This window comes from Streptomyces sp. NPDC051569 (genome assembly GCF_044454085.1).
In the GTDB taxonomy this organism is placed as follows: domain Bacteria; phylum Actinomycetota; class Actinomycetes; order Streptomycetales; family Streptomycetaceae; genus Streptomyces.
Genome location: NZ_JBITDJ010000035.1, coordinates 1 through 24,851 on the forward strand (window position 1 = coordinate 1; position 24,851 = coordinate 24,851).

The following is a 24,851-nucleotide window of genomic DNA, read 5'->3' on the forward strand; positions in this document are numbered from 1 at the left end:
TCCCGCAACTCGGCGGCCTGTTCCACGGAGAGCTCCATAGCAAGAGACCCTGCCACACAAGATCAAGTAATGCTGACGGAATCACGAGACACTAGGTCAGTCTGAAAATACCTCCCACGCCTGCCCGATGCCCTCACGCACAGACCAATGACTAATCGGGAGCATCGGCATGTCCGCCAGTGACGCATCACTGGCCAGAAAATGGCCGAAGTGGGAGATTTTCGGCCTTCCCTGGCGCACTCGGTTTCGGTCGCTGAGGGCGAAGAATTGCCAATCACCATCCTCGTCCAGGCAGACACTTGCGACCGGCTCTCCCTTCATGACGCCCTTGGAGACGTATACCATATCGTCCGCTTCCGGGAGGAAGAAGGGTGCGCATTCCGCGTGGCCTGGCACATCGGCTGCTTGGAATCGCTTCACGCCATTTACCTTCCGTTTTCGAAAGTTATCCTTGAATATCTTTTTGAAGCTGAAACCCAGTTTCCGTCAAGGCCCGTGCAGTTGACAGGGTCACTGGCACAGTAGCCGTACGGGGTGGCGATTGCCCCCGGGCTGCGAATCGACCTGGAGGAAGCGGCCGCACGGCGACAAGGCCCTGTGCGGCAGTGCCGGTAGGGCCCCGATCGCGGGCGGTCCAGGCCGGGATCTCCGCGAGAGGTACGGGTGGGGCAACAACCGTGGGCACCCCTGGCATGCGAGGCGCCCACGGACCGCCGGGACGAGTATTCGGCCCGGTCACCGCCCTTGTGACAAGGCGAGATTCGTACGGGGCGACGTACCGGCCGACGAACATCTCGCCGGACATGATGCGATCGGCTTTCGACAGCAGTAGGCCTACGAGGTCGTCTGCTTCCGTCAACAGAAAGTCATGACTGGAACGGATGCCCTGAACAACCGCTTCGGGGTTTCTCTCCGTTCGCGCACGCGTGGTACGGAGAATCGACGGCATGATGCCTGAGAGCGGTCCTGATCAGCCCAGGAAGCTCAGCCGCACCTGACGCTCCGGGTTGTCGCGGTTCGTGTCCACCAGGACGACCGACTGCCAGGTGCCCAGCTCCAGCTCCCCGCCGATCACGGGCAGCGTGGCGTGCGGCGGGACGATGGCGGGGAGGACGTGGTCCCGGCCGTGGCCGGGGGAGCCGTGGCGGTGCTGCCAGCGGTCGTCTGCGGGGAGCAGGGACCGCAGGGCCGTCAGGAGGTCGTCGTCGCTGCCGGATCCCGTCTCGATCAGGGCCAGGCCGGCCGTCGCGTGGGGTGTGAAGACGTTGAGGAGACCGTCCCGCCCCTGGGCCGCCTCCCGCAGGAAGGACGCGCACGCCTCGGTCAGGTCGTGGACGTTCTCCGTGGAGCCGGTCGTCACGTCGATGGTCCGGGTGGTGAAGGTGTCAGCCATGCGTCCATCCTCGCCCGAAGGCCCGTCTCCCGCCGAGACGGCCGCGCCGGTCAAGGATCAGGGCACGGGAGCGCTGAGGTCAATTCTCCGTTCGCACCTATCTTTTGACGGATCATGAGGAAGTTCAAGAGATTCGCACCAAACCTCTGGACAGTCCTCACGCGGCGTCTTAGTGTCTCGGCCTGCCAGGCAAGTGTTTCGTCGCAGTAACGCCAGAGCCGCTCGGCGCTCATCCGAACGCCGGACAGCACACGAGGTTTTCTCCGTCTCCCCCCCACGGTCGGGCTCTCGCCCGGCCCGAGGCGCTGCGTTCCGCCGTTGTGGCGGTCGCTGGTCACGCAACTGCAGCACCCCCGTCGATGGGCGGGGCACCCGGCCGCGCCACCGACGCGGTCGTGATCGCAGCAGAAGGGAAGCGATATGAAGATCCGTACGTTCATTGCCACGGCCTCCTTGGTGGCCTCCGGAGGTCTGGTGGCGTTCGCCGGCTCCGCACAGGCGGCGCTCTACACCACCTGCGTCGGCGACGGCGGAGCCGTCACCGTCAACGGCGACCTGGTCGTACCGGCCGGTAAGTCGTGCACGCTGACCGGTACCAAGGTCAAGGGCACCGTGACGGTGGAGGCCGGAGCCGACCTCGTCGCCTCGGGTGCCACCTTCAACGGCGCCGTCAACGTGGGTCAGAACGCCTACCTGGACCTGGCCGACACCACCGTCAAGGGTGCCTTGACCACCACCGCCGCCTTCGGGACGCACCTGCAGAACAGCAGTGCGAAGGCGGGGATCACGGCCACCCAGGGCTTCGTCTACGCCGTGGACTCGTCCTTCGGCGGGACGGTCAGCGCCACGAGAGGCGAGCTGTACGTCTCCGGCAGCTCCCTCAGCGGTGCCCTCACCAGCGAGGGGAGCCTGTATACCGATGTCTACGACAGCACCGTCAAGGGAGCGCTCACGGTGAGCGGGAACTCCCTCGGTGGTGTCCTGTGCGCCAGTGAGGTCGAGGGCAACGCTGTATACAAGAACAACTCGGACACGCTTCAGCTCGGCGGCAGCGGCCTGCTCGGTTCCTGCGCCGGGGCCACGTACTTCGGCGGCAACCTCGGGGTGACCGGCAACACCGCGACCGCCGTACTGGACAACGCGATCGTCCGTGGCGCGCTCACCGCCACCGGGAACAGCCCCGTGCTCCAGGTCGGTGACCTGGCCCGGGTCCGCGGTGGCATCACCGGGCAGACCGCTCCCGCGGCGTCCGCCGCCCGCTCCGCCAAGGCGGCTCCGCAGGACCGTGGGGCCGGCCTCGCCGAGAAGGTGGCGCAGCGCGCCGCCGAGGCACGGGCCGAAGCCCGCGCGGCCGGCGACTCCTCGCTGTAACGGTCCGGCCGGCCGGACCTGACGGGCCGGGCCGCCGCCCCTGACGGGCCGCCGGCCCGACGCCGCCTGCCGCACGCATGTCGCGGAGCCCCCGGGAGCCGCGCGGCGGCGACCGCCGGGCCCGCGACGGCACGCGCCCGGCAGCACAGCACAGCGCCCGGCATCACAGCACACCCGGCAGCACAGCACCGCATCCCACCCTTCTTCGCCCCATCACCCAGGAGTGACCGTGGGTCATCTGCGTAAATCCTTCGACCGCAGGGACTTCCTGCGCGCCACCGCCGGCACCACCGTGGCGATCGCCGCCGCCTCCGTCACCGGGATGGCGGCGGCCGTGCCCGCCGCCGCCGCGACCGGCGTGCCCATCCCCAAGGAGCGCATCGGCATCCAGCTGTACAGCGTCCGCGACAAGGTCACCTCGCTCGGCTTCGCCGTGGTCCTGTCCGAGCTGGCCCGTATCGGCTACAAGGAGATCGAGTTCGCCGGGTACACCCAGAACACCTCGATCCTGGGCCGGCAGATCACCCTCCAGGAGATCCGCAAGCTGCTGGACGACAACGGGCTCCGCGCGGTCGGCAGCCACGTCGGTCTCACCAACCTGCGCGACAACCTCCAGGGTGAGCTGGACGCCGCGCAGATCCTCGGCATGCCGCACCTCGGGACCGCCAACGCCCCGTCGAACACCAACACGGTCGCGGCCTACCTCCGCGCCGCCGAGGAGTTCAACGCCTGGGGCGCGGCGGCGACCGCCCGCGGCCTCAAGCTGTACCAGCACAACCACGCGGGCGAGTTCGCCTTCGCCACCGACCAGCCGTCGGTGCGGCTGTACGACGTCTTCCTCAGGAACACCGACCCGCGCTACGTCTACCTGGAGATGGACATCTTCTGGGCGTACGTAGGCCAGCACAGGTGGCCCGGGTTCGACCCGGCCGCCTACGTCCGCAACCAGCCCTACCGTTACCCGCTGTTCCACATGAAGGACGGCGACGCCAACCCGTCGAAGGCCGACGGTTATGACATCGTCGAGTTCGGTGCCGGTGACCTGCCGTACGAGAAGTTCATCCGCGACATCGGTCCCCGCGACAGCCACATCGGTATCTGGGAGCAGGACACCGGTCCCAACACCCTTCCCAGCACGCCCGGTTCGCTCGGGGCTGCCGACCGCAGCTTCGCGGCACTGACACAACTGCTCCGCTGACCCGCACATAGGAGCAGCGAGAAGCAGCAAGAACCAGCTCGAAGCAGCACTGTCCCGACTCCCGCACATCAGCCGGGCCCGGCCCGCCGTGACACCGCACCGCTCCAACGGTGCGGTCGGCGGGCCGGCCCCGGCCGCGCACCCTCCTGACCGCCAGCGACCAAGGAGACGCATCCCCGTGCACCGTACCCTGAGACGCCTGATCACCGGCGTCCTGCTCGCGGCCCTGCCCGCGCTGGGCGCCGTGGCCGTCGCGCCCGCCGCGCAAGCGCACCCCGACCACGAGCACGCCCTCGACTGGGCGAATTACGAGAAGGCGACCCTCACGAAGGAGGTCGGCGAGCCGATCGACCTCGCCGTACTCCCCGACAGCCGCGTCCTGCACACCGCCCGCAACGGCGATCTGCGGCTGACCGACCCCGGCCGCGGCACGACCACGGTCGTCAACCACCTCGACGTGTACCAGAACTCCGAGATGGGGCTCCAGACCGTCACCCTGGACCCGGACTTCGCCACCAACCACTGGGTCTACCTCTACTACTCGCCGCCGCTCGACACCCCGGCCGGCTCGGCGCCGGAGCGGCTGCCGGCGGGTCAGGACGACTCGTACTGGAAGCAGTGGGAGGGGTACGACACCCTCGCCCGCTACCGGTGGACCGGTGACAAACTGGACCTCTCCACCCGGCAGGAAATCATCCGGGTCACCACCAACCGGGGCCAGTGCTGCCACGTCGCCGGAGACGCGGACTTCGACGCGCAGGGCAATCTGTACCTGTCCACCGGCGGCAACACCCCGGCGTCCGGCCCCAACGTCAACGGGTACACCCCGATCAACGACGCCGCCACCTACAACCCCGGTCTCGATGAGCGCCGCGGTTCCGGCAACACCAACGACCTCCGGGGCAAGATCCTCCGTATCCACGTCCAGGAGGACGGCAGTTACACCATCCCGGAAGGGAACCTGTTCGCCCCCGGCACCGCCAAGACCCGTCCCGAGATCTACGTGATGGGCCTGCGCAACCCGTACCGGATGGCGGTCGACCAGAAGACCGGCGCCGTGATGTGGGGCGACTACGGCCCGGACGCCGGGAACGCCGACCCCAACCGCGGCCCGATGGGATACGTCGAGTGGCAGACCACCAGCAAGCCCATGAACAGCGGCTGGCCGTTCTGCACCGGTGACAACACCCACCCCTACCGCGACTTCGACTTCGCCACCCTGACCCCGGGGCCGGCCTTCGACTGCGCCGCGCCGGTCAACGACTCGCGCTGGAACACCGGCCTGACCCAGCTGCCCCCGGCCACCCCGGCCACGCTCTGGTACGGCGACAAGGACAGCGACCAGCCCTGGCCCGAGCTGACCGCCTTCCGCGGACCGGGCGGCCCGACCGGGCAGGCCCCGATGGGCGGTCCGGTCTACCACTACGACGCCGACAATCCCGCGCCGGGCAAGTTCCCCGAGTACTGGGACGGCAAGGCGTTCCTCGGCGAGTTCTCCCAGGACTACGTCGCGGCCCTCACCCTGGCCGGCCCGGACGGACCGGTCACCAAGCTGGAGAACGTCCTCCCCAACAGCGAGCGGTCCGAGAACGGCATCCCGCAGTGGGACAACCCGATGGACCTGGAGTTCGGTCCGGACGGCGCGCTCTACGTCCTCGACTACGGCGACGGCTTCTTCCGGCAGAACCCCGACGCGGGTCTCTACCGGATCGACTACGCCGAGGGCAACAAGGCTCCCACCGCCGTCATCAAGGCCGACCACTCCTCCGGCCAGGCCCCGCTGACGGTCTCCTTCGACGCCACCGCCTCCAGCGACCCGGAGGGCGGCGCCCTCACCTACCAGTGGGACCTCGACGGCGACGGCACCTTCGACGCCACCGGTCCCACGGCGACCCGCACCTACCCCGCCAACGGCCAGTTCCAGGCCCGGCTGAAGGTCACCGACCCGCAGGGCAAGACCGGACTGACCAGCCGTCAGATCACGGTGGGCAACACCGCCCCGGAGGTCGGGATCACCTCACCGCCCAACGGCGGTTTCTTCAACTGGGGTGACGCCGTGGTCTACGGCGTCAACATCAACGACCCCGAGGACGGCGCCGCGATCGACTGCGCCAAGGTCGCCTGGACCTTCGGCCTCGGTCACAACCAGCACGGCCACCCCGTCAACAGCGGAACCGGCTGCTCCGGCGCGATCGTGACCCCGGCCGACGCCGGACACGGCGCCACCGAGAACGTCTTCGGCGTCCTCGGGATCACCTACACCGACAAGGGCGCGGGCGGTGTGCCGCCGGCCACCGGCGACGCCCAGGTCGTGCTCAACCCGGCTCTCATGCAGGGCGAGCACTACGACGCGGCCGAGGGTGTCACGGTCGCCGACGACGCCACCGCGTCCGGCGAACGCTTCCTGACCTCCTTCGACGCGGGTGACTGGATCGCCTACGACCCGGTCTCGTTCGCGGGCATCAGCGCGGTGCAGACCCGCGCGAGCGGCGCCGGGACGCTGGCCCTGCGGTGGAACTCCGCCGACGCCGCGCCGTTCGCCACGGTGTCGATCCCGGCCGGTGACGGCTGGCAGACAGTCACCACCGGTCTGTCCGGGGCTCCTTCGGGCACCGGCCAGCTGTACGTCACCTCCTCCGGTGGTGTCGACCTGGACGCCCTGACCTTCCAGGGCGCGGGCGTCGCCGACAAGACCCCGCCGACGGTGACCGCCGCGCTCAACCCGGCGCAGCCCACCGGCAGCAACGGCTGGTACACCGGCAACGTGTCGCTGACCGTCTCGGCCACCGACAACGGCGTCGTGAGCAGCCGGCAGTACTCGCTCGACGGCGGTAAGACCTGGCTGTCGGCGAACTCGACGGTCACGCTGTCGACGGAGGGCTTCACGACGGTCCGCTACCGGGCGACCGACAGCGGCGGCAACGTCTCCGACATCGGAAGCATCGCCGTACGGATCGACAAGTCCGGTCCCTCGGTGACGGTCACCGGTGTCGACGCCGACGGCGGTTACGGGGACTCCGGACGCCTCACCCCGGTGATCACGGCCACCGACACGGTGTCCGGCGGAGCCACCGCGACCACCACCCTGGACGGTTCCCCCGTCACCTCGGGGCAGCCGGTGCAGCTGTGGAAGCTGCCGCTGGGCGGCCATGACCTCAAGGTCACGGCCCGCGACGCGGCCGGTAACACCACTACGAAGACGGTGCACTTCACCACGCGCACCTCGTACGCCGAACTCGGCAAGCTGATCACGCAGTTGCGTGCCGACGGCCTGGTCACGGCGCAGGGCGAACAGCGCCTGACACTCCGGCTCGACCAGGCGCGCGCCCATGCCGAGGCAGGACGGGCCGCCCAGGCCGCCGCTGTCCTGGACTCGTTCGCCCAGTCCGCCGGCGACACGGCACTGGTGCCGAACGCGGCCGCGGGTGCGGCCCTGGCGCGTGACGCACGGGCCGTGAAGGGGGCCTGACCGACTGACCGGAAACGTGCTGCCCCGCCCGTACGGGCGGGGCAGCACGCTCTCCCGCGCACATGTTTCGTCAATGCGGAAACAACTTTTGGCAATATGTGTGAAAGTTGCGTCCTCGACGACCGATCCTGGTGCCGATCCCGATGGCGTCCGAGGAAGTGAGCCCGTGAACATCCAGTACCGCGTACTGAGCCTGCTGCGTGACAACGGCCCACTCTCCCGAGCCCAGTTGTCGGACAGATTAGAGGTTCCGCGACCGCGTCTCCTCGCCGAACTCGATCGCATGGTCGCCGCCGGGAAGGTCCTGGAGGCGGGACCGGCCGCCTCTCGGGGCGGCCGGCGCTCCACCCTCGTCCAGCTCGACCCCGGCCTCCGCTTCGCGGCCGTCGATCTGGGCGCCAGTTCGCTCGACATCGAGATCACCGACGGCGGACTCGAACCGGTGGCCTCCTACTCCGAGGCCGCCGACATCCGTTCCGGACCGGTCGTCGTGCTGGACCGCGTCAGCGAACTCCTGCACGAGATGCGCGCCCAGGGCCACTACACCCGCGTCGACGCCATCGGCATCGGCCTCCCGGGGCCGGTCAGCTTCCGCGAAGGCGTCCCCGTGTCCCCGCCGATCATGGTGGGCTGGAACCGCTTCCCGGTACGGGACACCCTCGCCCTGGAACACGGCTGCCCGGTGGTCGTCGACAACGACGTCAACATGATGGCCCTCGGCGAACAGCACAGCGGGGTCGCCAGGACCGCCGACCACCTGCTCTTCGTCAAGATAGGCAGCGGCATCGGCTCCGGCGTCCAGCACCACGGCCGCGTCTACCGTGGCGCGGCGGGCTGCGCCGGCGACATCGGGCACATCCAGGTCGAGGCGGACGGGCCCGTCTGCACCTGCGGCAACACCGGCTGCCTGGAAGCGTTCTTCGGTGGCGTCGCCCTCGCCCGGGACGCCACCGAGGCCGCCCGCTCCGGCCGGTCACCGGCCCTCGCCGCCCGGCTCGCCGCCCGGGGGACGCTCACCGCCGTGGATGTCGCCGAGTGCGCCGCCGGCGGCGACAACGTCTGCGTCAACCTCATCCGGACCGGTGCCCACCGGGTCGGACAGGTCCTCGCCACCCTGGTCAGCTTCATGAACCCGTCGATGATCGTGATCGGTGGCGGCCTCTCGGGGCTCGGCTATCTCCTGCTCGCCGAGATCCGCAGCGTCGTATACAAACGCTCACTCCCGCTCGCCACGGGGAACCTGCCGATCGTCATGTCCGAGCTCGGGTCCCGTGCCGGGGTGGTCGGTGCGGCGCTCCTGGCCAGCGAACTCGCCTACGGGGAAGAGTCCTGAGATACCACCCTGCCCCGCGATCCACCGGTACGCGGCTCGCGCCGTGAACGCGCCCTGGCCGCCCGGGAAGAGCAGTCCGGCGCTCGCGTACACCGGGTCGGACGCCGTGCCCGGGACATAGGGGACGGCGATGCAGCGCATCCCGGCGGCGTGTGCGGCCGCGACCCCGGGCACGGCGTCCTCCACCACCACACACGCGGCGGGCGGCACGCCCAGCCTGCGCGCGGCCTCCAGGAAGACATCGGGCTCCGGCTTGCCGTGGGCGACCTCCTCGGCCGACACGGTCGTGGGGAAGTACGCGTCCAGGCCCGTGACGCCCAGCGCCACCTCGATGGCCGCGCGGGACGAGCCGGACGCCACCGCCATCCGTACACCGTCGGCGTGCAGCCGCTCCACGAACCTCCGCATCTCGGGGAACACCTCCGTCGAGGCACGCACCCGCTCCAGGTAGAGCCGGTCCTTCCCGGCCAGCAGCTCGTCGACCGGCGCGTCGATCCCGTACTCCTCACGCAGCGTCTCCAGCGTCTCCCGGGTGCCGATCCCGATGAACCGGCTGTGCTGCTCCCAGCTGAAGTCGTGCACCCCGTACCGCGCGAGAAGCCGCCGCCCGGCTTCGAAATAGTTCGGCTCGCTGTCGACGAGTGTTCCGTCGAGATCGAAGATGACCGCTGCGATGCGCGAAGAGCTCATGCGGTCCAGCATGCCAAGGCACCCGCTGCCGGGTCGGTCGGGTCGGTCGGGTCGGCCGGGTCGGCCGGGTCGGCCGGCATGTCAGCCGGTCGATCAGCCGGCCGGCCGGTCAGCGTCGTTCGCCGGCCGCCCGGCCCACCGATTCGACCAGCGGCAGCAGCCGGTGCGGCACCCGTTCACGCAGCGCCATCTCGGTACGCGTACGGACCACCCCGGGCAGCTGGATCAGCCGCTGGATCACATCCTCCAGATGCCCGTTGTCGCGCGCCGCGACCCGGGTCAGCAGATCCCCGCCGCCGGTGATCGAGTACGCCTCGATGATCTCGGGGATCTCGGCCAGCGCGTCGCCGACCTCGTCGAGATGCCCCTGCGTCACCTCGACATGGACGAAGGCGAGCACCGGATGCCCGAGGGCGGCCGGCGACAGCTGCGGACCGGTGCCGGTGATCACCCCGTCCCGCTCCAGCCGGTCCAGCCTGGCCTGGAGGGTGCCCCGGGCGATCCCGAGGAGCCGCGCGTACTCCCGCACGCTGGTGCGCGGCTGCTCGATGAGGAGCCGCAGGATGCGGGTGTCGAGCGCGTCCACCGCCATGGTCCGTTGGCCTCCCGCCATCCGTATCGCCTGACGCTTCACTGTACCAATGGCCCAGTCGGCCGCGATCGAGTTGAGCCACTGTCCCCCTTGGTGTTTACCTTTCGGTGTCGATGGCGCTGCGTAGCGCCGGGGCGGCGAAGACGCCGGCCCGGACCCGCGGCGCCTTTCCCATGTCCGGAGAGGTTGCAGGTGTACGGCACAGGGCGCGCGACCACCGTCGTGCGGCGGGAGCGGGGCCGGCGGACGCGGTGGGTGTCCGCGCGCGGCCTCCGGAAGATTTTCGTGGCCCCCGATCCGGGCCGGATCCGGCTGCGCGTCTCCGCGCGGGCGGTCGTCGGCATCGGCCTCGCCGTCACCGTCGCCGAACTGGCCGGGCTCTCCCTCACCGCCTCCATCACCGCGGGCCTCGCCGCGCTCCTCGCGCTCTTCACCGTTGGCGATCCGACGGTCCGGGGCCAGGCCGGCACCACCGCGCTGCTGCCGGTGGCCGGCTTCCCCGTCCTCGCGCTGGCCACCGCCCTCCACGAACAGCCCCTGCTGCGCGGCGGAAGCTGGCTCGTCGTCGTCCTCGCCGGTGTCTACGCCAGGCGGTGGGGCCCGCGCGGCCAGGCGCTGGGGATCTTCGCGTTCATGATGTTCTTCGTCACCCAGTTCCTGCACGCGCTCCCCGCCCAGCTGCCGGAGCTGTTCGCGGCGGTGGCACTGGCCCTCGCCGCGTCCTCCACGGTCCGCTTCGGCCTCTGGTGCGTCGAACGCCGTACGCCCCCGCCCGCCGTCCCGGCCCCGCTCACCGGCCGGGGACTCGCCCGCCCCACCACCCGCCAGGCCCTCCAGGCCACGGTGGCCTGCGCCGTCGCCCTCTCCGTGGGGCACCTGCTCTCCCAGGACCGCTCGTACTGGGCCGTCGGCGCGGCCTGGTGGATCTTCGTCAACACCACATCGCGCGGCGAGACGCTGGTCCGCGGCCTGCGCCGGGTCGTCGGTACGGTCGTCGGCGTCGCGGCCGGACTGCTGATCGCGGTCCCGCTGGCCGGCGCCCCCGTGCCCACCGCAGCCCTCGTCGCCGTCTGTGTCTTCGGGATCTTCTACACGGCCGCCCCCTCGTACAGCTGGATGATGTTCTTCGTGACGGTCATGGCGGGTCTGCTCTACGGCCTGCTGGGCGTCCTGCACCCCGGGCTGCTCCTGCTGCGGATCGAGGAGACCGCCGTGGGCGCTCTCGGCGCGGCGCTCGGGGTCGCGCTGATCCTGCCCGTCACCACCCATGCCGCGACCGATGCCTGGATCCAGCGCGCCCTGCGCTGCGTGCACGACTGCACCACGGCCGCCACGCGCCGCCTCGCCGGGGACGAGGAGGCGGACCCGGGCCCCCTCGCCGGGGAGCTGGAGCCGCTGCTCGGCCGGGTACGGATGTCGCTCGCGCCGCTCGTCCATCCGCTCAGCCCGCTGCGGGCCCGCAAGGCACGCGCCCGGCAGGTGCTCGCCCTCCTCGACGACTGCGCCCGTCAGGTGCGCGGTCTCGCCGCCGTGGCCGCCGACCCCGCCGCCTCGCACGACGCCAGGCTGGCCGCCGCCTGCCGGCGGGTCGAGGCCGCCGTACAGGCACTGGTCTCACCCGGCGCCCCACCGGGCGCGGATCCGCTGCGCCCCGCCACCGTGGGGGAGTACGGACCGGGGCACCCCGGGGCCGAGGCGGCGCTGATCCATCTGCGTGATCTGGAGAGGGCGCTCGACGCCCTCTCCACGCCGCTCCACTCGGCGCCGCGCGCTCCTCTCGTACCCGCCTGACCTGCCTCTGGCCCGTTCGAGGCCCCTGCTACCGTCGCCCCGGACAGCAGCGGGCCGAAGAGGGGACACACACTGTGAGCGGCAGGAACGACGGGCGGGCCTTCATCGGGTCGTTCACCTCGGCGGGGGCCGCGGCATCATCGCCATGGCCGTGGACGCGCGGACGGGTGCCCTGACGGAACGCGGAGCCACCGACGCCGTCGCGGACACCTCCTTCCTCACCCTGTCGTCCGACGGGTCCGTGCTCTACGCGGTCTCCGAGACGGAGGACGGGGCGGTGGCCGCCTTCCTGGCTCCGGCACGCGACGCCGAGGACGGCACACCCCGGCTGATCGGGGAGCCCGTACCGGTACGCGGCGCGAGCCCCACCCACCTCACCCTCGCCGCCGGCCATCTGCTGACCGCCAACTACGGCTCGGGCAGCGTCACGGTCCTGCCCGTCCGGGAGGACGGCGCCCCGGCGGCCGCCGTCGCGGTGCTGCGACACCAGGGCGCGGGGCCGGATCCGGACCGTCAGAGTGGTCCGCACGCCCATCAGGTGGTGGCCGACCCCAGCGGGCGCTGGGTACTCAGCGTGGACCTCGGCACCGACTCCGTACGGATCTGCGCCCTCGACGCCGCCACGGGCGTGCTGACCCCGCACGGCGAGAGCGCGCTGCGCCCCGGCAGCGGGCCGCGCCACCTCGCCTTCCACCCGGCCGGTGGCCATGCCTATGTGCTGAACGAGCTGGAACCGACGCTGACCGTCTGTCGCTGGGACGCGGCGGCGGGCGTGCTCGAACCGGTCGGCGAGACGCCCGTGCTGCCCGCCGGCGTGGACACCGGGAGCTACGCCTCCGAAGTGGTCGTGGCGCGGGACGGCCGATTCGTCTGGGCGGCCAACCGAGGGCATGACAGCATCGCGGTCCTCGCGCTCGACGAGACGTACGAGAAGGCGGAGCTGGTCACCACGGTGGCGTGCGGCGGCCGCTGGCCGCGCGATCTCGCGCTGGACCCGACGGGCCGCCGCCTCTACGCCGCGAATGAGCACTCCGGCGACGTGACCTGGTTCGACATCGACCCGGCGACGGGCATCCCGGTACGCGCGGGATCGATCGAGGCCCCTGCGGCCTCCTGTGTGATCTTCGGCTGAGCCGGCGGTCCTGTTCCGTACGGCAGGGTCCGTCCGGCCGTCAGGGCCCCGTACAACCGCCCTGGAGGGTGCCCGGCGGACCCCCGCCGGGTCGACATGTGGAAGGGCCCGCGCCGGAGGAGATCCGGTGCGGGCCCTTTCCCTGTGTACGGGCCGGTTCCGTCACCCGTACGGCAGGGGCGCGTCCACGCGTCGGTCAGTGCGTCGGTGTCCCCTGCGGCTGCGGCGCGATGCCCAGCGCGGTCGTGTACTTCGACAGCACCAGCTTGCCGATCGCCGGGTAGGCGCCCAGCGGCTCGGCGGCGGCGCAGTCGGCCTCCTTGAGGGCCGCTTCGAGCAGTCCGCCGGGAAGCTCGGGGCCGACCAGGTACGGCGCGAGCGCGAGCTGCGTGGCGCCCGCCTCGCGCAGCTGCGTGGCGATCGAGGTGACCGAGCCGTCCACGTCGAGCGCGGCGGCCATCACCGGCACCGCGAGGCGCGCGGCCAGCAGCATTCCGGTGATTCCCGCGGTCTGGACGGCTTCCTGGCCGCCCACCGTCACCAGGATGATTCCGTCGGCCGCCGTGGCGACCGTGAACAGCCGGGCGCGGTCGGCGCGGGCCAGACCGGCCTCAGAAAGACGCACATGCAGACCCTCGGCGAGCAGCGGGTGCGGACCGAGGACATCGGTCAGCTCGGCTGCCGCGCCGCTGTCCGCGACGGCCAGCTGTATCCGGCCGACCAGCCCGCTGTCGGGGCCGGCGAGCAGCGGTACGACGACTGCCGCGGGGCCCACCGGCTCGGCGACCTCACGGCCCGCGGCCCGTGCCAGCTCGTAGCGCTCGCCGCGCTGCGCGGCCGTTCCGGCCAGGACGGTCCCCAGCGTGGGGTATTCGGCGTCGTCGCCGTCCAGGAAGCCGATGACGGCGTCCAGGCCGGGCAGCTCGGAACGGGCGATGCTGACGACCTCTTCGGCCAGCCCGCGAACGGCGGCCGAGGGGGCGCCGGGAACGGCGAGGACAAGCGCGGGCGCACCTTCGGGAGCCGCCACGGGTTCGGGACGGCGGTGGCGCCCCGACTGACGAGGTCGTGGCATTCGTACAGGCAGGCCGGATGCGGGCCCAGTGGGGGTGCTCATGGCGCCGAATGCTACTGGTTTCGCGGGCGCGACTGTTCGGGGAGGGGGCCGTCGTGAGCCATCTGTCCTTATTTATCCGTTAGGTAATTTTCTGCTCATCTATGACGTTGTGTCGGGACGTCGAGCAGCCGCGGATCGCGCGGCAGCCGCAGCGAATCCGTGGCGAGAGCCGCCGCGATGAGCAGTGCCCCGGCGAGCGGGTCTCCCGCCGGGGACACCGTCGTGGCCCGGGGGAGCTGCTCGGCCAGCTCGGCCCGCAGGGGAACGAGCAGGGGGTCGCCGAGTTTGAACAGGCCGCCGGTCAGGGCTACTTCGCCGGTGCTTCCGGTGGGGCAGACGGCTGCGGCGGCCTCCGCGATCTGCCGTGCCGCCGCTGACAGGATGTCTTTCGCGACGGGATCGAGGTCCGCGCAGCGGGCCACTTCCGGGGCGAACGAGGCCAGCACGGCGGGCCGGTCGGTACGCGGATAGAGCAGCCCTGGCAGCTCGGACGCCGGCCCGAACACGGCTTCCATCCTGGACAGCAGTACGGGTGAACCACCGCGCCGTCCGTCGTGGGCACGCAGGGCCGCTTCCAGTCCCGCCCGGCCGATCCAGGCGCCGCCGCCGCAGTCGCCGAGCAGATGACCCCAGCCGTCGGCGCGGTGCCAGCGCGTCAGGTCCGTACCCAGTGCGATCATGCCCGTACCGGCCGCGACGACCGCTCCGGGGCGCTGGCCGAGCGCTCCGGCGTAGCCGGTGACAGCGTCGGCGGCGAGCGCCAACCTGCCGACCCCCAGGGCGCGTTCCAGGGCGACGGGCAGTTCGGCGCGCAGACCGTCGCCCAGTGTCGCCATCCCGGCCGCTCCGACGGTGACGGCGGAGAGGCTGCCGGTGACAAGGGGATCGGCGCCGGCCCGCGCGAGCAGTTCCCTTGCCGCGGGCAGCAGTTGGCCGAGCAGATGGTGGGCGTCGATGCCCGAGGGGCCGGTGCGTACCGGCTCGGCGGACACGGTGGTGGCGACCGTCGTGACCCCGTCCCCGCCGGACGACGCCGAGCCGAGCGCGATCCGCAGACCCGAGCCGCCCGAGTCCACGCCCAGCACCCAGCTCACCCGCGTACCCGGTTCATGCCAGGAGCCGGTTCAGGCCGGCGCCCGGCTCACAGCGGCATCCGGTCACGGCAGTTGCCAGTCCACCGGCTGCGCCCCCTGGCGGACCAGCAGGTCATTGGCCTGGCTGAACGGTCGGGAGCCGAAGAAGCCGCGGTCCGCCGACATGGGCGACGGGTGGGCCGACTCGATCGCGGGGAAGTCGCCGAGGAGCGGCCGCAGATTACGCGCGTCCCGCCCCCACAGCACGGACACCAGCGGCTTTCCGCGTGCCACCAGGGCGCGGATCGCCTGCTCGGTCACTTCTTCCCAGCCCTTGCCGCGGTGCGCGGCGGGCTTGCGCGGGGCCGTGGTGAGCGCCCTGTTGAGCAGCAGGATCCCCTGGCGCGTCCAGGGAGTCAGATCGCCGTTGGACGGACGGGGCAGGCCCAGGTCCGTATGCAGCTCGCGGAAGATGTTCTCCAGGCTGCCGGGCAGCGGCCGCACCTCGGGCGCGACCGAGAAGCTCAGCCCCACCGCGTGCCCGGGCGTCGGATACGGGTCCTGGCCGACGATGAGGACCCGTACCTCGTCGAAGGGTTGCTGGAAGGCGCGCAGTACGTGCGCTCCGGCCGGCAGATAGGTGCGTCCGGCGGCGATCTCCGCACGCAGGAATTCGCCCATCGCGGTGATGCGCCCGGCCACGGGGCCCAGCGCGTCCGCCCAGCCGGGCTCGACGATTTCGTTCAACGGTCTTGCTGCCACGGCCGCACTCTACTCGTGGGGGCCTCCGGTCCCCCGACACGCCTGCCCCGGCCGCCCCCGGGCGGTGTGTGCCGGGGGCGGCGGGGGCGCCACTCTCCGAGAGGTCAGAGCGCCCGCAGGTACTGCGGCGGGGTGTGCGTCGTACCGCCCAGTCCGGCGGCGGCGCGGCGGGCCCAGGACGGGTCGCGCAGCAGCTCCCTGCCGAGCAGCACCGCGTCGGCCTCGCCGTTGGCGACGATCTTCTCGGCCTGCTCCGGGTCGGTGATCAGGCCGACGGCCGCGACGGGCAGCCGGGTTTCGGCCCTGACCCGGGCCGCGAACGGCACCTGGTAGCCGGGGCCGACGGGGATCCGTACTCCTGCCGCGTTGCCGCCGCTGGAGACGTCGAGCAGATCGACGCCGTGCGCCAGCAGTTCGTCCGCGAGGCGGACGGTGTCGTCGACGCTCCAGCCGCCCTCGTCCAGCCAGTCGGTGGCGGAGACGCGGAAGAAGACCGGCAGGTCCTCGGGCCACTGAGCGCGGACGGCGTCCACGACGTCGAGGGCGAACCGCGCGCGGTTCTCGAAGGAGCCGCCGTAGGAGTCGGTGCGCCGGTTGCTGTGCGGTGAGAGGAACTGGCCGATCAGATAGCCGTGCGCACCGTGCACCTCGACGACCTCGAAGCCCGCCTCGCGGGCCCGCCGTGCCGCCGCCGCGAACTGCCCGACGATCTCCTGGATCTGATCCACCGTCAGCTCGGCGGGCAGGAGATTCCCCTCCGCGTACGGCACCGGGCTCGGTCCCAGCGGCTCCCAGCCGTTGGCCTCGGGGCCGGCGGGCCCGCCGCCCTGCCACGGCGCCTTGGTCGAGGCCTTGCGCCCGGCATGAGCCAGCTGGATACCCGCGACCGTGCCCTGGGAGGCGAGGAAGCGGGTGATCCGGCGGAACGCCGCGACCTGGGTGTCGTTCCAGATGCCGAGGTCGGCGGGGCTGATCCGGCCCTCGGGGCTGACCGCCGTGGCCTCGGTGAGGATCAGTCCCGTGCCGCCCGTGGCGCGCGCCGCGAGGTGGGCGAAGTGCCAGTCGTTCGGCACCCCGGCGCCGGGGCCGGTCTCGTCCGCGGAGTACTGGCACATGGGCGCCATCCACACCCGGTTGGGGATGGTCAGCGACCGCAGGGTGTACGGCTCGAACAGTGCGCTCACGGCGGACTCCAGTCGGAACGGGTCGGGCGGGCGGGTACGGTGGGCGAAGCCCAGCTTCGTACGATACCCATCGTAGTAAGGCATGTGTCAAACTACGACGAGTCTCGTACGAGGAGACCTTCCCCACGGAGTGGAGCCGTTGTGACCGCCGCGACCGGTACGCGTGAACTCGCCCATCCCCGGCGCGAGGAGATCCGTCTGGAAGGCGTGCTCCACGCACTCGCCGACCCCCTGCGGCTGCGGGTCGTCAGCGCCCTGGCGGCCGCCGAAGGCGAACTCACCTGCTCGCACGTCAGCCTGCCGGTCACCAAGTCCACCTCCACCCACCACTACCGGGTGCTGCGCGAGAACGGGGTGATCCAGCAGACGTACCGGGGGACGGCCAAGATGAACGGCCTGCGCCGGCGGGACCTGGACAGCCTCTTCCCGGGACTCCTCGACAGCGTGCTGGCCGCCGTCACCGCCCAGGCATCGCGGCCGGATCTGTCCTGATCCGACCGGCGGACGGACCGGGCGCGGACCGGCGGAGGCCGTTACGGCTCCGGCGCGACCGCCGCCACGGTGGCCCCGCCGCTCAGCCGACCGAACCCCGGCCGCCCCGTGCGGCCCCCAGCAGGCCCGGCCAGTCCGGGATCTTCACCGACGGCCGGCCCAGTGCCCGCCCGAGTGCCGATTCGGCCTCCTCGATCGCCAGCCAGCCCGGCCACTCCACCGGCCGCTGCCCCGACTCCCGCAGCCCCGCCCCCGCGTCCCCGGCCACCCGCCGCGCCGCCAGTGCCGGGGCGTCGTCCAGGAGCGACGCGACCGTCTCCTTCGCGCAGGGCCGGTTCGTCCCGATCACCCCCGTGGGGCCGCGCTTGATCCAGCCCGCCACGTATTCGCCGGGGGAGGGCGCCCCCTCCCGCAGCACGCGCCCCGCCGTGTGCGGCACCGTTCCCGTGCGGTCGTCGAACGGCAGTCCCGCCAAGGGGGCGCCCCGGTAGCCGACCGCCCGCAGCACCAGCTGCGCCCCGATGTCCTCGTACGTCCCCGTGCCCCGCACCCCGCCGTCGCGGTCACGGTCCGGCACGGTGCGTTCGAAACGTACCCCGGCGACCCGGCCGCGCTCCGCGAGGATCTCCACCGGGCGCAGGAAGAACCGCAGCCGGATCTGCCGCGCCCGCACCTGGGCGGGCAGCGCGGCCCAGCCGCGTACGACCTCCAGATTGCGCCGGTTCACCGCCGGCAGGGTCGCGGCCTCCCCGGTGTACGCCGGATCCAGCTCCAGATCCGCCCGCTCGACCTGGATCCCCGCCGTCGGGAGCGAGCCCAGCTCGCGCAGTTCCTTGGTGGTGAATTTCGCCTGTGAAGGGCCGCGCCTGCCCACCAGATGCACCTCACGCACGCCGCTGGAGGCCAGCGCGCCCAAGGCCCTCTCGGGCAGATCGGTCGTGCGGAGCTCGTCGGCGCCGCGCGCCAGCACGCGGGCCACGTCGACGGCGACATTGCCCGCCCCGATCACCACGGCCGCCCCGCCGTCCAGCGCGAAACCGGGGGCCGCGGCGTCGGGATGGGCGCTGTACCAGGAGACGAAGTCGGTGGCCGACCAGCTGCCGGGCAGTTCTTCACCGGGAACGTTGAGGGGCCGGTCCCTGGCGGCCCCCACGCAGTAGACGACCGCGTGGAAGAGCTCCAGCAGCCGCTCGGGCGTGAGCCCCCGCGCGCCCACTTCCACATGGCCGAGGAATCCGACCCGCTCGTGCTCCAGCACGCCTCGCAGGTTGCCCTGCAGCGACTTGATCTTCTCGTGGTCGGGGGCGACGCCGTAGCGCACCAGTCCGTACGGGCAGGGCAGCCGGTCCAGGATCCAGACCTCGACATCCGGGACGCGGCTCTGCTGGACAAGCGCCTGGGCGGTGTAGACACCGCTGGGTCCTGAGCCGATGACGGCGACACGCAGCACGGCGCACTCCTTCCGGCTTCCCCGCCGGGATTCCAGCATCGCACCGGATCGGGCGCGGTGGTCCGGTGCGATGAGCCGACAGGGTGCCGTACGGAGCGGGCACGTGCGCGCCATGACCATACGGATGGATTGCCTGATTAAGTTGTGAATGTGTCGGAACATAAATTGATTTCCGCCCAGGAACCCGATGAGCGCGATGTGTGGCCCATGTGGGAGGTGCAGGGGTACGGCACCGTCACCGGCGCCGGGGACCCCCGGGACGGCGCCGCACGGTGCGAGATCCTGCCGCCCTGGGTCGACATCAGGCTGACCTTCGCGGACGGCGCCCGCATCGACGTCCTCGCGGTGGTACGTGACGGCCGGATCGCCATCGAGGACGCGCAGGCCGATCCGCCGGTGGACCTGGACGGCTTCGCCGCCCTCGCGGAGTCGATCGAGGGACCGCTCCAGAGCGCCTGCCAGGTGGTGGCGGGCCGCATTCCGCCCGCGCCGGAGCCCGAGCCCGTCCTCCCGGCGACGGAAGCGCGGGACGGTGCGGCGCGGGACGGTGCGGCGCGGGAGGAGGCGGCGCGGGAGGAGGCGGCGCGGGACGGCGGAACCCTGGTCGGGGGAAATCCGGTCGGTGATCCCCCGACCGTCGAAGGGACCGGGAGTGAACTGATCGCCATCGATCCCAGCTTCGGCGAGCCCGTCGTCATCCCGCCCGTCGGCCACCCCGTCGTCACTCAGCCCGTCGTCACCCAGCCCGTCGTCGTCCAGCCCGTCGTCTTCGAGCTGAACGCCCTCGACCCGGCCGTACAGGAAGTATCCGAGGCCGCCCCGGCCGACGTGCCTCCTCCGGACCTCGGCGACGGCGGGGGGCAGGAGCGTGAGCAGTCCGGCAGGCACCGCGCCCGTCCCGCCCTGCCGCGCGGCAGCGCCGCCCGGCGGAGCGTCGCCGAGATCTACCGCGCGGCTCAGCAGGAGGGGCACGATCCGGTGCTCGCGGTGATGTCGGCCACCGGATTCAGCCGCCGCAAATCACTCCGGCTCATCGCCGGCGCCCGGGACGCCGGCCATCTGTCGCCGCGTCACAACCGTCGCTGATGCACCGTCATATGCCCTGTCCATAGACGGGGTTCGCCTCACATCGCGCGCATGCGGCTCATCTCGGAGGTCTGCTGCGCGATGACATCGTTCGCCATCTCCTCGACCTGCACGTTGTTGCCCTGCGACAGCGCCTCGACGGCCATGGTGATCGCTCCCTGATGGTGAGTGATCATCAGTTTGAGGAAGAGTTCGTCGAAGTCCGCGCCCTTGGCCGCGCGCAGTTGCGTCAGTTGCGCCGCCGTGGCCATGCCGGGCATCGCGCCGTGGTCATGGCCTTGCTGTCTCTTTGCTCCGCCATTGTTCTTCAGCCAGCCCTCCATGGCGCCGATCTCGGGCTTCTGGGCGGCGGCGATCCGCTCGGCGAGCAGCTTCACGGACCTCGACGCGGCCCGGTCCGGGGCGAGAGCCACCATCTCCAGGGCCTGACCGTGGTGCACGATCATCATCTGCGCATAGCTGAAATCAGCGGAGTTGGGGGAGTTGTCCGGCGCTTCCTTCAGCGCTTCCTCGGGCGAGAGCGTCCTGGCGGGCTCACCCGGCTTGCCCGGTGCCACCACGACGGCGGCGCCATCGGCCCTGGTCCTGGCCTTCGCCGTGCCGTCGCCCCCCGCGTCGCACGCTCCCAGGGCGAGTACGGCGACACCGGCCGCTGTCGCGATGACGGACCGGACGACGGCCCGGTCGGTGGACCTGGCGGGCCGGGCGGCGGACCGGGGGATACGCGGGTTCCTGCGGCGGATCAACACAGCGACCTCCTGCTGCACATGACGGAGTGAGACTCCGTCCTAACACGGTTCCATGTGTGGATGATCAAAAACTTTCATTACGTCTCTGTTGCCATCTGTTGAGATGCACATGAGAAGGACGATACTGCCGGGGTCCGTGATCCGTTCAGTCCCGAACGGACACAAGAGGAGGATGCAGTGACCTCGTTGCACACCGCCGGCGTGCGGCGCAGACGTCTGGGCGTGGCGGCAGCCGCGGCCGGACTCTTCGCCACTCTGCTGGCCGCCGGACCGGCGGCCGCCACACCTGACCCCGGTGACGCCCCGGCCAAGGGAGCGATCTCCGCAGGCCAGGTCGCCGAGGCGAAGACCGCCATTCAGCAGGGCGAGATACCCGGTGTGGACGAAGTCGTCCACAGCGCCAACATCAAGCACCTCGCCAACGTCCCCAAGGACGCACTGGCGGGGACCAACTCGGACCTGGCCTTCCAGGGCAAGTACGCCTTCGCCGGCAACTACGACGGCTTCCGGATCTTCGACCTCAGCAACCCGAAGGCTCCCAAGACCGTCGCCCAGGTCCTCTGTCCGGGATCGCAGAACGACATCACGGTCTCCGGAGACCTGCTCTTCCTGTCCACGGACTCCTCGCGCAGCGACAACTCGTGCAGCAGTGTGTCGCAGCCGGCCACGGAGAAGTCCTCCTGGGAGGGCATGAAGATCTTCGACATCAGCGACAAGAAGAACCCGAAGTACGTCGCGGCCGTCGAGACCGCGTGCGGCTCGCACACGCACACGCTGGTGCCGGAGCGCAAGGACGTCTACATCTACGTCTCGTCGTACTCGCCCAGCGCGTCCTTCCCGGACTGCCAGCCGCCGCACGACGGCATCTCCATCATCAAGGTGCCGCGCAAGGCTCCGCAGCAGGCCGCGGTCGTGGACTTCCCGGTCCTCTTCCCGGACGGCGGCAACCCCGGCGCGCCCACCAACCCGGGCGTCTCCGCGACCACCGGCTGCCACGACATCACCGTGCTGCCCTCCAAGGACCTGGCCGCCGGAGCCTGCATGGGTGACGGCATCCTCCTCGACATCAAGGACCCGGCCCGTCCGAGGGTCATCGACCGGGTCCAGGACAATGTCAACTTCGCCTTCTGGCACTCGGCCACCTTCAACCAGGCCGCGAACAAGGTCGTCTTCACCGACGAGCTGGGCGGCGGCGGCGCGGCCACCTGCAACGCCCAGATCGGCCCGAACCGCGGCGCTGACGGCATCTACGACATCACCGGCAAGGGTGACAAGCGCAAGCTGGTCTTCCGCGGCTACTACAAGATCCCCCGCCACCAGGCGGACACCGAGAACTGCGTCGCCCACAACGGCTCGCTGATCCCGGTGCTGGGACGCGACATCATGGTCCAGGCCTGGTACCAGGGCGGCGTCTCGGTGTGGGACTTCACCAACTCGGCGAAGCCCAAGGAGATCGCCTACTTCGAGCGGGGCCCGATCTCGACCGCCAGCCTGGTCACCGGCGGTTCGTGGTCGGCGTATTACTACAACGGCTATATCTACTCGAACGACATCGCCAAGGGCTTCGACGTTCTGAAGCTCGACGACTACCGGACGGACCTGGCGAAGCTGATCCACCTGGACGAGCTCAACGTCCAGACGCAGCCGGACTACTTCAACCCGTTCAGCCGCTGAGGCACCTCAGCTGAGCCTCGATCACCGAGGATCATCTCCTGACCCGTTCCGCCGGGCGGCTCGCCGCCCGGCGGAACGCCGAGCTCCCAGTCCAGCCCGTAGCGCGTGAACAGCTCGGCGCGCAGCCGCGACAGCGGCATGGGCGCCCCCGGCATCAGCACCGCGAAGACCGCGCCCATCATCAGGGCGCGCATCAGCGGATAGTCGCTGTCCGGGTCGGGCGACCCGTACGCCACCACCGTCTCGCGCAGCAGCTGCGCGAGACGCTGCTGCTCCGGGCACTGGACGAATCCCTCGGCCTGCAAAATGCCGGCCATGTGCGTCCGCATCAGGAGCGGCCAGTCGGCCGTGAGCCCGAGAATGGCGTCGAGTGCCCGCGCCATCAGCTCCCGCCCGTCGTCCGTGGCCGGTTCGCGCTCCAGGCCCGCTTCCAGGGTGAGATGCATCAGCCGGTGCACGGCGGACTGCAGGAGCTGCCGTTTTCCCGGGAAGTAGTACGAGATCAGACCGCGTGCGGCGCCCGCCCGGTCGGCGATGTCGGCGAGCGTCGTGGCCTCGAAACCGCGCTCCGCGACCAGCTCCACCGTCGCCTGCAGCAGCCGCTCCCGGGAACGCCGACGAAGTTCTTCATTGACCGATGCGCTTCGCGGGGACATGCTGGACTCCTGCGTTGACTGGCTCTCAGCCAGTATACTCAGAGCGTTCCGTCGCAGACCCTTTCCGGCCTGCTCAACGGGGCTGCCGCCTGCCTTGGGCGACGCGGGGGATCGTCCAAGGCAGGCGGCCTTCGGCATGCCCGCAGCCGGGCGGGCATGCCGATCGGTGGGGTTTCGTGGTGATCCGGTGGCCGTAAGAGACGTTACGGCAGCGGCCCTTGGCCGGCCAGCGTGAGGACGGGCCGCAGTCCGGCGGGACGTTCCTCGACCGGGAGATGGTCCACGAAATGCACCGAGCAGCCCAGCTCCGCCGCTCCACCGTCGGCCCGCCTGTCGTCCCCGACCATCAGCACGTCGTGCGGATCCTGGCCCAACTCCTCGCAGGCCGCGCGGAAGAGGCGTACATCCGGCTTCTGGATGCCGTGCTCGTACGAGAGCACGTACGCGTCCACCAGGGCGTCCAGGCCGTGCGCGCGGAACACCGGCCGCAGATCCCAGCCGATGTTGCTCACGACCGCGACGCCCAGGCCACCGCGCCGCAGCGCCCTGAGTACGTCGCCCGCGTCGGCGTACGGACGCCAGGCCTCCGGCGTCATGTGGCGTTCATACAGGGCGTCGTAGAGCGCCGGATCGGGCAGGGCGACCTGCCGGGCCATGCCGGTGTAGGCGGCGCGGTGCAGCTCCGCGCTCCGGTCGCGGAGCGCCCACGCCTCCGCCAGGTCCTGCGGTACCTGCCGTGGTTCGGGCCCGCCGGGCAGCGCGCCCGCCGCGGCCAGCCTTATGGCCTGCCGGCGCACCTCGTCGGGCGGGAGGGCGATGCCCGCCTCGTTGAGCGCGGCCCGTAGCCAGGATCCGGCCGATTCGATGCGGAAGAGGGTTCCGGAGAAGTCGAAGAGCACACCCTTGAACGTCATGGACCCGATCCTTCCGGTGTCACCGCCGCCCGGACAAGCGCCCGTACGCGGCGATCGTGAGCGCGACCAGGAAGACGCCGAGCAGCCAGCCGCCCAGGACGTCCGAGAACCAGTGGACCCCCAGCCAGAGCCGGGTGAATCCCACCCCCGCCACGGAGACCGCCGCGACGGCCACCGCCGCGATCCACACCCACCGGGGCGGCTCCCTGTGCCACAGCAGCCACAGCAGCAGCCCGCAGGCGACCGTGGCCGTCATGGCGTGCCCGGAGGGGAACGCCGCGTAGTGAGCGGAGTCGACCGGATCGGGCCAGTGCGGGCGCGCCCGCCCGACGGCGGACTTCAGCCCCTGCTGGAGGACCGCGGACAGGACGCTCGCCGCCGCCACGCACAGCGCCGCGGTACGGTCGCCGCGCCGCCAGACGACGATCACCGCGGCCGCCGTCAGGAGCCGCATCGTCCACGGATCCCACACCCAGTCGGTGAAGACCCTGTTCACCCGGGTCGCTGACCGGTCGGCCACGGCCCAGTGGTGCAGCGTGTCGGCCGAGGAGTGGTCGAAGGAGAGCAGGGGCCCCCACCGGGCGGCGACCAGGGCCACTACCAGGGCCGACAGGACGCCGAACAGGGCGGCCGTACGAGCGGTGGTGAGGAGCCGGGCACGCGTCGGGGGAGCGGGCGTGGGGGCGGAAAACGACGGGGGGCGCATGGAGTGATCCTTGCCGAGG

Annotated in this window: 19 protein-coding genes and 4 pseudogenes; 10 read left to right on the forward strand and 13 right to left on the reverse strand. The window is 71.2% G+C overall.

The genetic code is table 11. The features are described from left to right. Positions 1-96 precede the first annotated feature (96 nt). Together ACIBAE_RS28680 and ACIBAE_RS28685 are read right to left on the reverse strand one after the other, a co-directional pair. A complete protein-coding gene (locus tag ACIBAE_RS28680; protein ID WP_399291023.1) occupies positions 97-420 on the reverse strand; it encodes a hypothetical protein in 324 nt (107 codons plus the stop codon). A gap of 550 nt (positions 421-970) precedes the next feature. Then, the gene (locus tag ACIBAE_RS28685) at positions 971-1,393 is read right to left on the reverse strand and encodes a YjbQ family protein (protein WP_399291026.1); all 423 of its coding nucleotides are present in this window, start codon (positions 1,391-1,393) and stop codon (positions 971-973) included. A 420-nt stretch (positions 1,394-1,813) separates the two neighbouring features. On the opposite strand from ACIBAE_RS28685, the gene ACIBAE_RS28690 reads away from it, so the two are divergent. The 4 genes from ACIBAE_RS28690 (at position 1,814) to ACIBAE_RS28705 (ending at position 8,764) form a co-directional block, all read left to right on the forward strand. Continuing rightward, on the forward strand, positions 1,814-2,764 hold the full coding sequence (locus ACIBAE_RS28690; RefSeq protein ID WP_399291029.1) for a hypothetical protein: 951 nt from the start codon (positions 1,814-1,816) through the stop codon (positions 2,762-2,764). Positions 2,765-2,993: 229 nt separating this feature from the next. After that, entirely contained in the window at positions 2,994-3,962 is a 969-nt protein-coding gene (locus ACIBAE_RS28695) for a sugar phosphate isomerase/epimerase family protein (protein WP_399291032.1), read from the forward strand. A gap of 178 nt (positions 3,963-4,140) precedes the next feature. After that, positions 4,141-7,431 carry a PQQ-dependent sugar dehydrogenase gene (locus tag ACIBAE_RS28700; RefSeq protein WP_399291035.1) on the forward strand — a complete coding sequence of 1,097 codons (3,291 nt, stop codon included), beginning with the start codon at positions 4,141-4,143 and terminating at the stop codon, positions 7,429-7,431. A 166-nt stretch (positions 7,432-7,597) separates the two neighbouring features. Then, the gene (locus ACIBAE_RS28705) at positions 7,598-8,764 is read left to right on the forward strand and encodes an ROK family protein (RefSeq protein WP_399291038.1); all 1,167 of its coding nucleotides are present in this window, start codon (positions 7,598-7,600) and stop codon (positions 8,762-8,764) included. 12 nt (positions 8,765-8,776) lie between these two features. Here ACIBAE_RS28705 and ACIBAE_RS28710 read toward each other — a convergent pair. Together ACIBAE_RS28710 and ACIBAE_RS28715 are read right to left on the reverse strand one after the other, a co-directional pair. Continuing rightward, positions 8,777-9,466, reverse strand: a pseudogene (locus ACIBAE_RS28710) (HAD family hydrolase); the annotation flags it as partial. Positions 9,467-9,563: 97 nt separating this feature from the next. Further along, positions 9,564-10,046 (reverse strand): Lrp/AsnC family transcriptional regulator, encoded by a 483-nt coding sequence (locus ACIBAE_RS28715; protein ID WP_399291041.1) that lies wholly within the window; start codon positions 10,044-10,046, stop codon positions 9,564-9,566. A gap of 279 nt (positions 10,047-10,325) precedes the next feature. Between ACIBAE_RS28715 and ACIBAE_RS28720 the strand changes: the two genes are divergently transcribed. Beyond that, a complete protein-coding gene (locus ACIBAE_RS28720; RefSeq protein WP_399291087.1) occupies positions 10,326-11,837 on the forward strand; it encodes an FUSC family protein in 1,512 nt (503 codons plus the stop codon). 74 nt (positions 11,838-11,911) lie between these two features. Next, positions 11,912-12,969, forward strand: a pseudogene (locus ACIBAE_RS28725) (lactonase family protein). A gap of 196 nt (positions 12,970-13,165) precedes the next feature. Here the strand turns inward: ACIBAE_RS28725 and ACIBAE_RS28730 are convergent. The 4 genes from ACIBAE_RS28730 to ACIBAE_RS28745 all read right to left on the reverse strand — a co-directional run bounded on the left by ACIBAE_RS28730 (position 13,166) and on the right by ACIBAE_RS28745 (position 17,105). Continuing rightward, on the reverse strand, positions 13,166-14,086 hold the full coding sequence (locus tag ACIBAE_RS28730; protein WP_399291044.1) for a sirohydrochlorin chelatase: 921 nt from the start codon (positions 14,084-14,086) through the stop codon (positions 13,166-13,168). A 95-nt stretch (positions 14,087-14,181) separates the two neighbouring features. Then, complete coding sequence (locus ACIBAE_RS28735; protein ID WP_399291047.1) at positions 14,182-15,180, reverse strand: N-acetylglucosamine kinase; 999 nt, start codon at positions 15,178-15,180, stop codon at positions 14,182-14,184. 63 nt (positions 15,181-15,243) lie between these two features. Continuing rightward, positions 15,244-15,921: a uracil-DNA glycosylase gene (locus tag ACIBAE_RS28740; protein ID WP_399291050.1), complete on the reverse strand. Its 678-nt coding sequence runs from the start codon at positions 15,919-15,921 to the stop codon at positions 15,244-15,246. 104 nt (positions 15,922-16,025) lie between these two features. Further along, positions 16,026-17,105 carry an NADH:flavin oxidoreductase/NADH oxidase gene (locus tag ACIBAE_RS28745; protein ID WP_399291053.1) on the reverse strand — a complete coding sequence of 360 codons (1,080 nt, stop codon included), beginning with the start codon at positions 17,103-17,105 and terminating at the stop codon, positions 16,026-16,028. A 141-nt stretch (positions 17,106-17,246) separates the two neighbouring features. Here ACIBAE_RS28745 and ACIBAE_RS28750 point away from each other — a divergent pair, with 141 nt between their 5' ends. Next, complete coding sequence (locus ACIBAE_RS28750) at positions 17,247-17,597, forward strand: ArsR/SmtB family transcription factor (protein ID WP_399291055.1); 351 nt, start codon at positions 17,247-17,249, stop codon at positions 17,595-17,597. 82 nt (positions 17,598-17,679) lie between these two features. Here ACIBAE_RS28750 and ACIBAE_RS28755 read toward each other — a convergent pair whose 3' ends face one another. After that, the gene (locus tag ACIBAE_RS28755; RefSeq protein ID WP_399291058.1) at positions 17,680-19,047 is read right to left on the reverse strand and encodes an FAD-dependent oxidoreductase; all 1,368 of its coding nucleotides are present in this window, start codon (positions 19,045-19,047) and stop codon (positions 17,680-17,682) included. Positions 19,048-19,254: 207 nt separating this feature from the next. Between ACIBAE_RS28755 and ACIBAE_RS28760 the strand changes: the two are divergent. Both ACIBAE_RS28760 and ACIBAE_RS28765 read left to right on the forward strand, forming a co-directional pair. Then, positions 19,255-19,620, forward strand: a pseudogene (locus tag ACIBAE_RS28760) (DUF6214 family protein); the annotation flags it as partial. A gap of 297 nt (positions 19,621-19,917) precedes the next feature. Further along, positions 19,918-20,133: pseudogene (locus ACIBAE_RS28765) on the forward strand (DUF6214 family protein); the annotation flags it as partial. A 38-nt stretch (positions 20,134-20,171) separates the two neighbouring features. Here ACIBAE_RS28765 and ACIBAE_RS28770 read toward each other — a convergent pair. After that, positions 20,172-20,855, reverse strand: a complete 684-nt coding sequence (locus ACIBAE_RS28770; RefSeq protein WP_399291090.1) for a DUF305 domain-containing protein — start codon at positions 20,853-20,855, stop codon at positions 20,172-20,174. A 204-nt stretch (positions 20,856-21,059) separates the two neighbouring features. Here ACIBAE_RS28770 and ACIBAE_RS28775 point away from each other — a divergent pair, with 204 nt between their 5' ends. After that, a complete protein-coding gene (locus ACIBAE_RS28775; RefSeq protein WP_399291061.1) occupies positions 21,060-22,556 on the forward strand; it encodes an LVIVD repeat-containing protein in 1,497 nt (498 codons plus the stop codon). Here ACIBAE_RS28775 and ACIBAE_RS28780 read toward each other — a convergent pair. The 3 genes from ACIBAE_RS28780 to ACIBAE_RS28790 form a co-directional block, all read right to left on the reverse strand. Then, complete coding sequence (locus tag ACIBAE_RS28780) at positions 22,532-23,212, reverse strand: TetR/AcrR family transcriptional regulator (protein ID WP_399291064.1); 681 nt, start codon at positions 23,210-23,212, stop codon at positions 22,532-22,534. The genes ACIBAE_RS28775 and ACIBAE_RS28780 overlap by 25 nt on opposite strands. 203 nt (positions 23,213-23,415) lie before the next feature. Beyond that, a complete protein-coding gene (locus ACIBAE_RS28785) occupies positions 23,416-24,126 on the reverse strand; it encodes an HAD family hydrolase (RefSeq protein ID WP_399291067.1) in 711 nt (236 codons plus the stop codon). 19 nt (positions 24,127-24,145) lie between these two features. After that, entirely contained in the window at positions 24,146-24,832 is a 687-nt protein-coding gene (locus ACIBAE_RS28790; RefSeq protein ID WP_399291070.1) for a phosphatase PAP2 family protein, read from the reverse strand. Between the last annotated feature and the right edge of the window lie 19 nt (positions 24,833-24,851).

Excerpts from the sequence above, each read along its gene's own strand:
- ACIBAE_RS28685 (WP_399291026.1), bottom strand. The coding sequence starts at position 1,393 with ATGGCTGACACCTTCACCACCCGGACCATCGACGTGACGACCGGCTCC.
- ACIBAE_RS28690 (WP_399291029.1), top strand. The coding sequence starts at position 1,814 with ATGAAGATCCGTACGTTCATTGCCACGGCCTCCTTGGTGGCCTCCGGA.
- ACIBAE_RS28715 (WP_399291041.1), bottom strand. The coding sequence starts at position 10,046 with ATGGCGGTGGACGCGCTCGACACCCGCATCCTGCGGCTCCTCATCGAG.
- ACIBAE_RS28730 (WP_399291044.1), bottom strand. The coding sequence starts at position 14,086 with ATGAGCACCCCCACTGGGCCCGCATCCGGCCTGCCTGTACGAATGCCA.
- ACIBAE_RS28780 (WP_399291064.1), bottom strand. The coding sequence starts at position 23,212 with ATGTCCCCGCGAAGCGCATCGGTCAATGAAGAACTTCGTCGGCGTTCC.
- ACIBAE_RS28785 (WP_399291067.1), bottom strand. The coding sequence starts at position 24,126 with ATGACGTTCAAGGGTGTGCTCTTCGACTTCTCCGGAACCCTCTTCCGC.
- ACIBAE_RS28790 (WP_399291070.1), bottom strand. The coding sequence starts at position 24,832 with ATGCGCCCCCCGTCGTTTTCCGCCCCCACGCCCGCTCCCCCGACGCGT.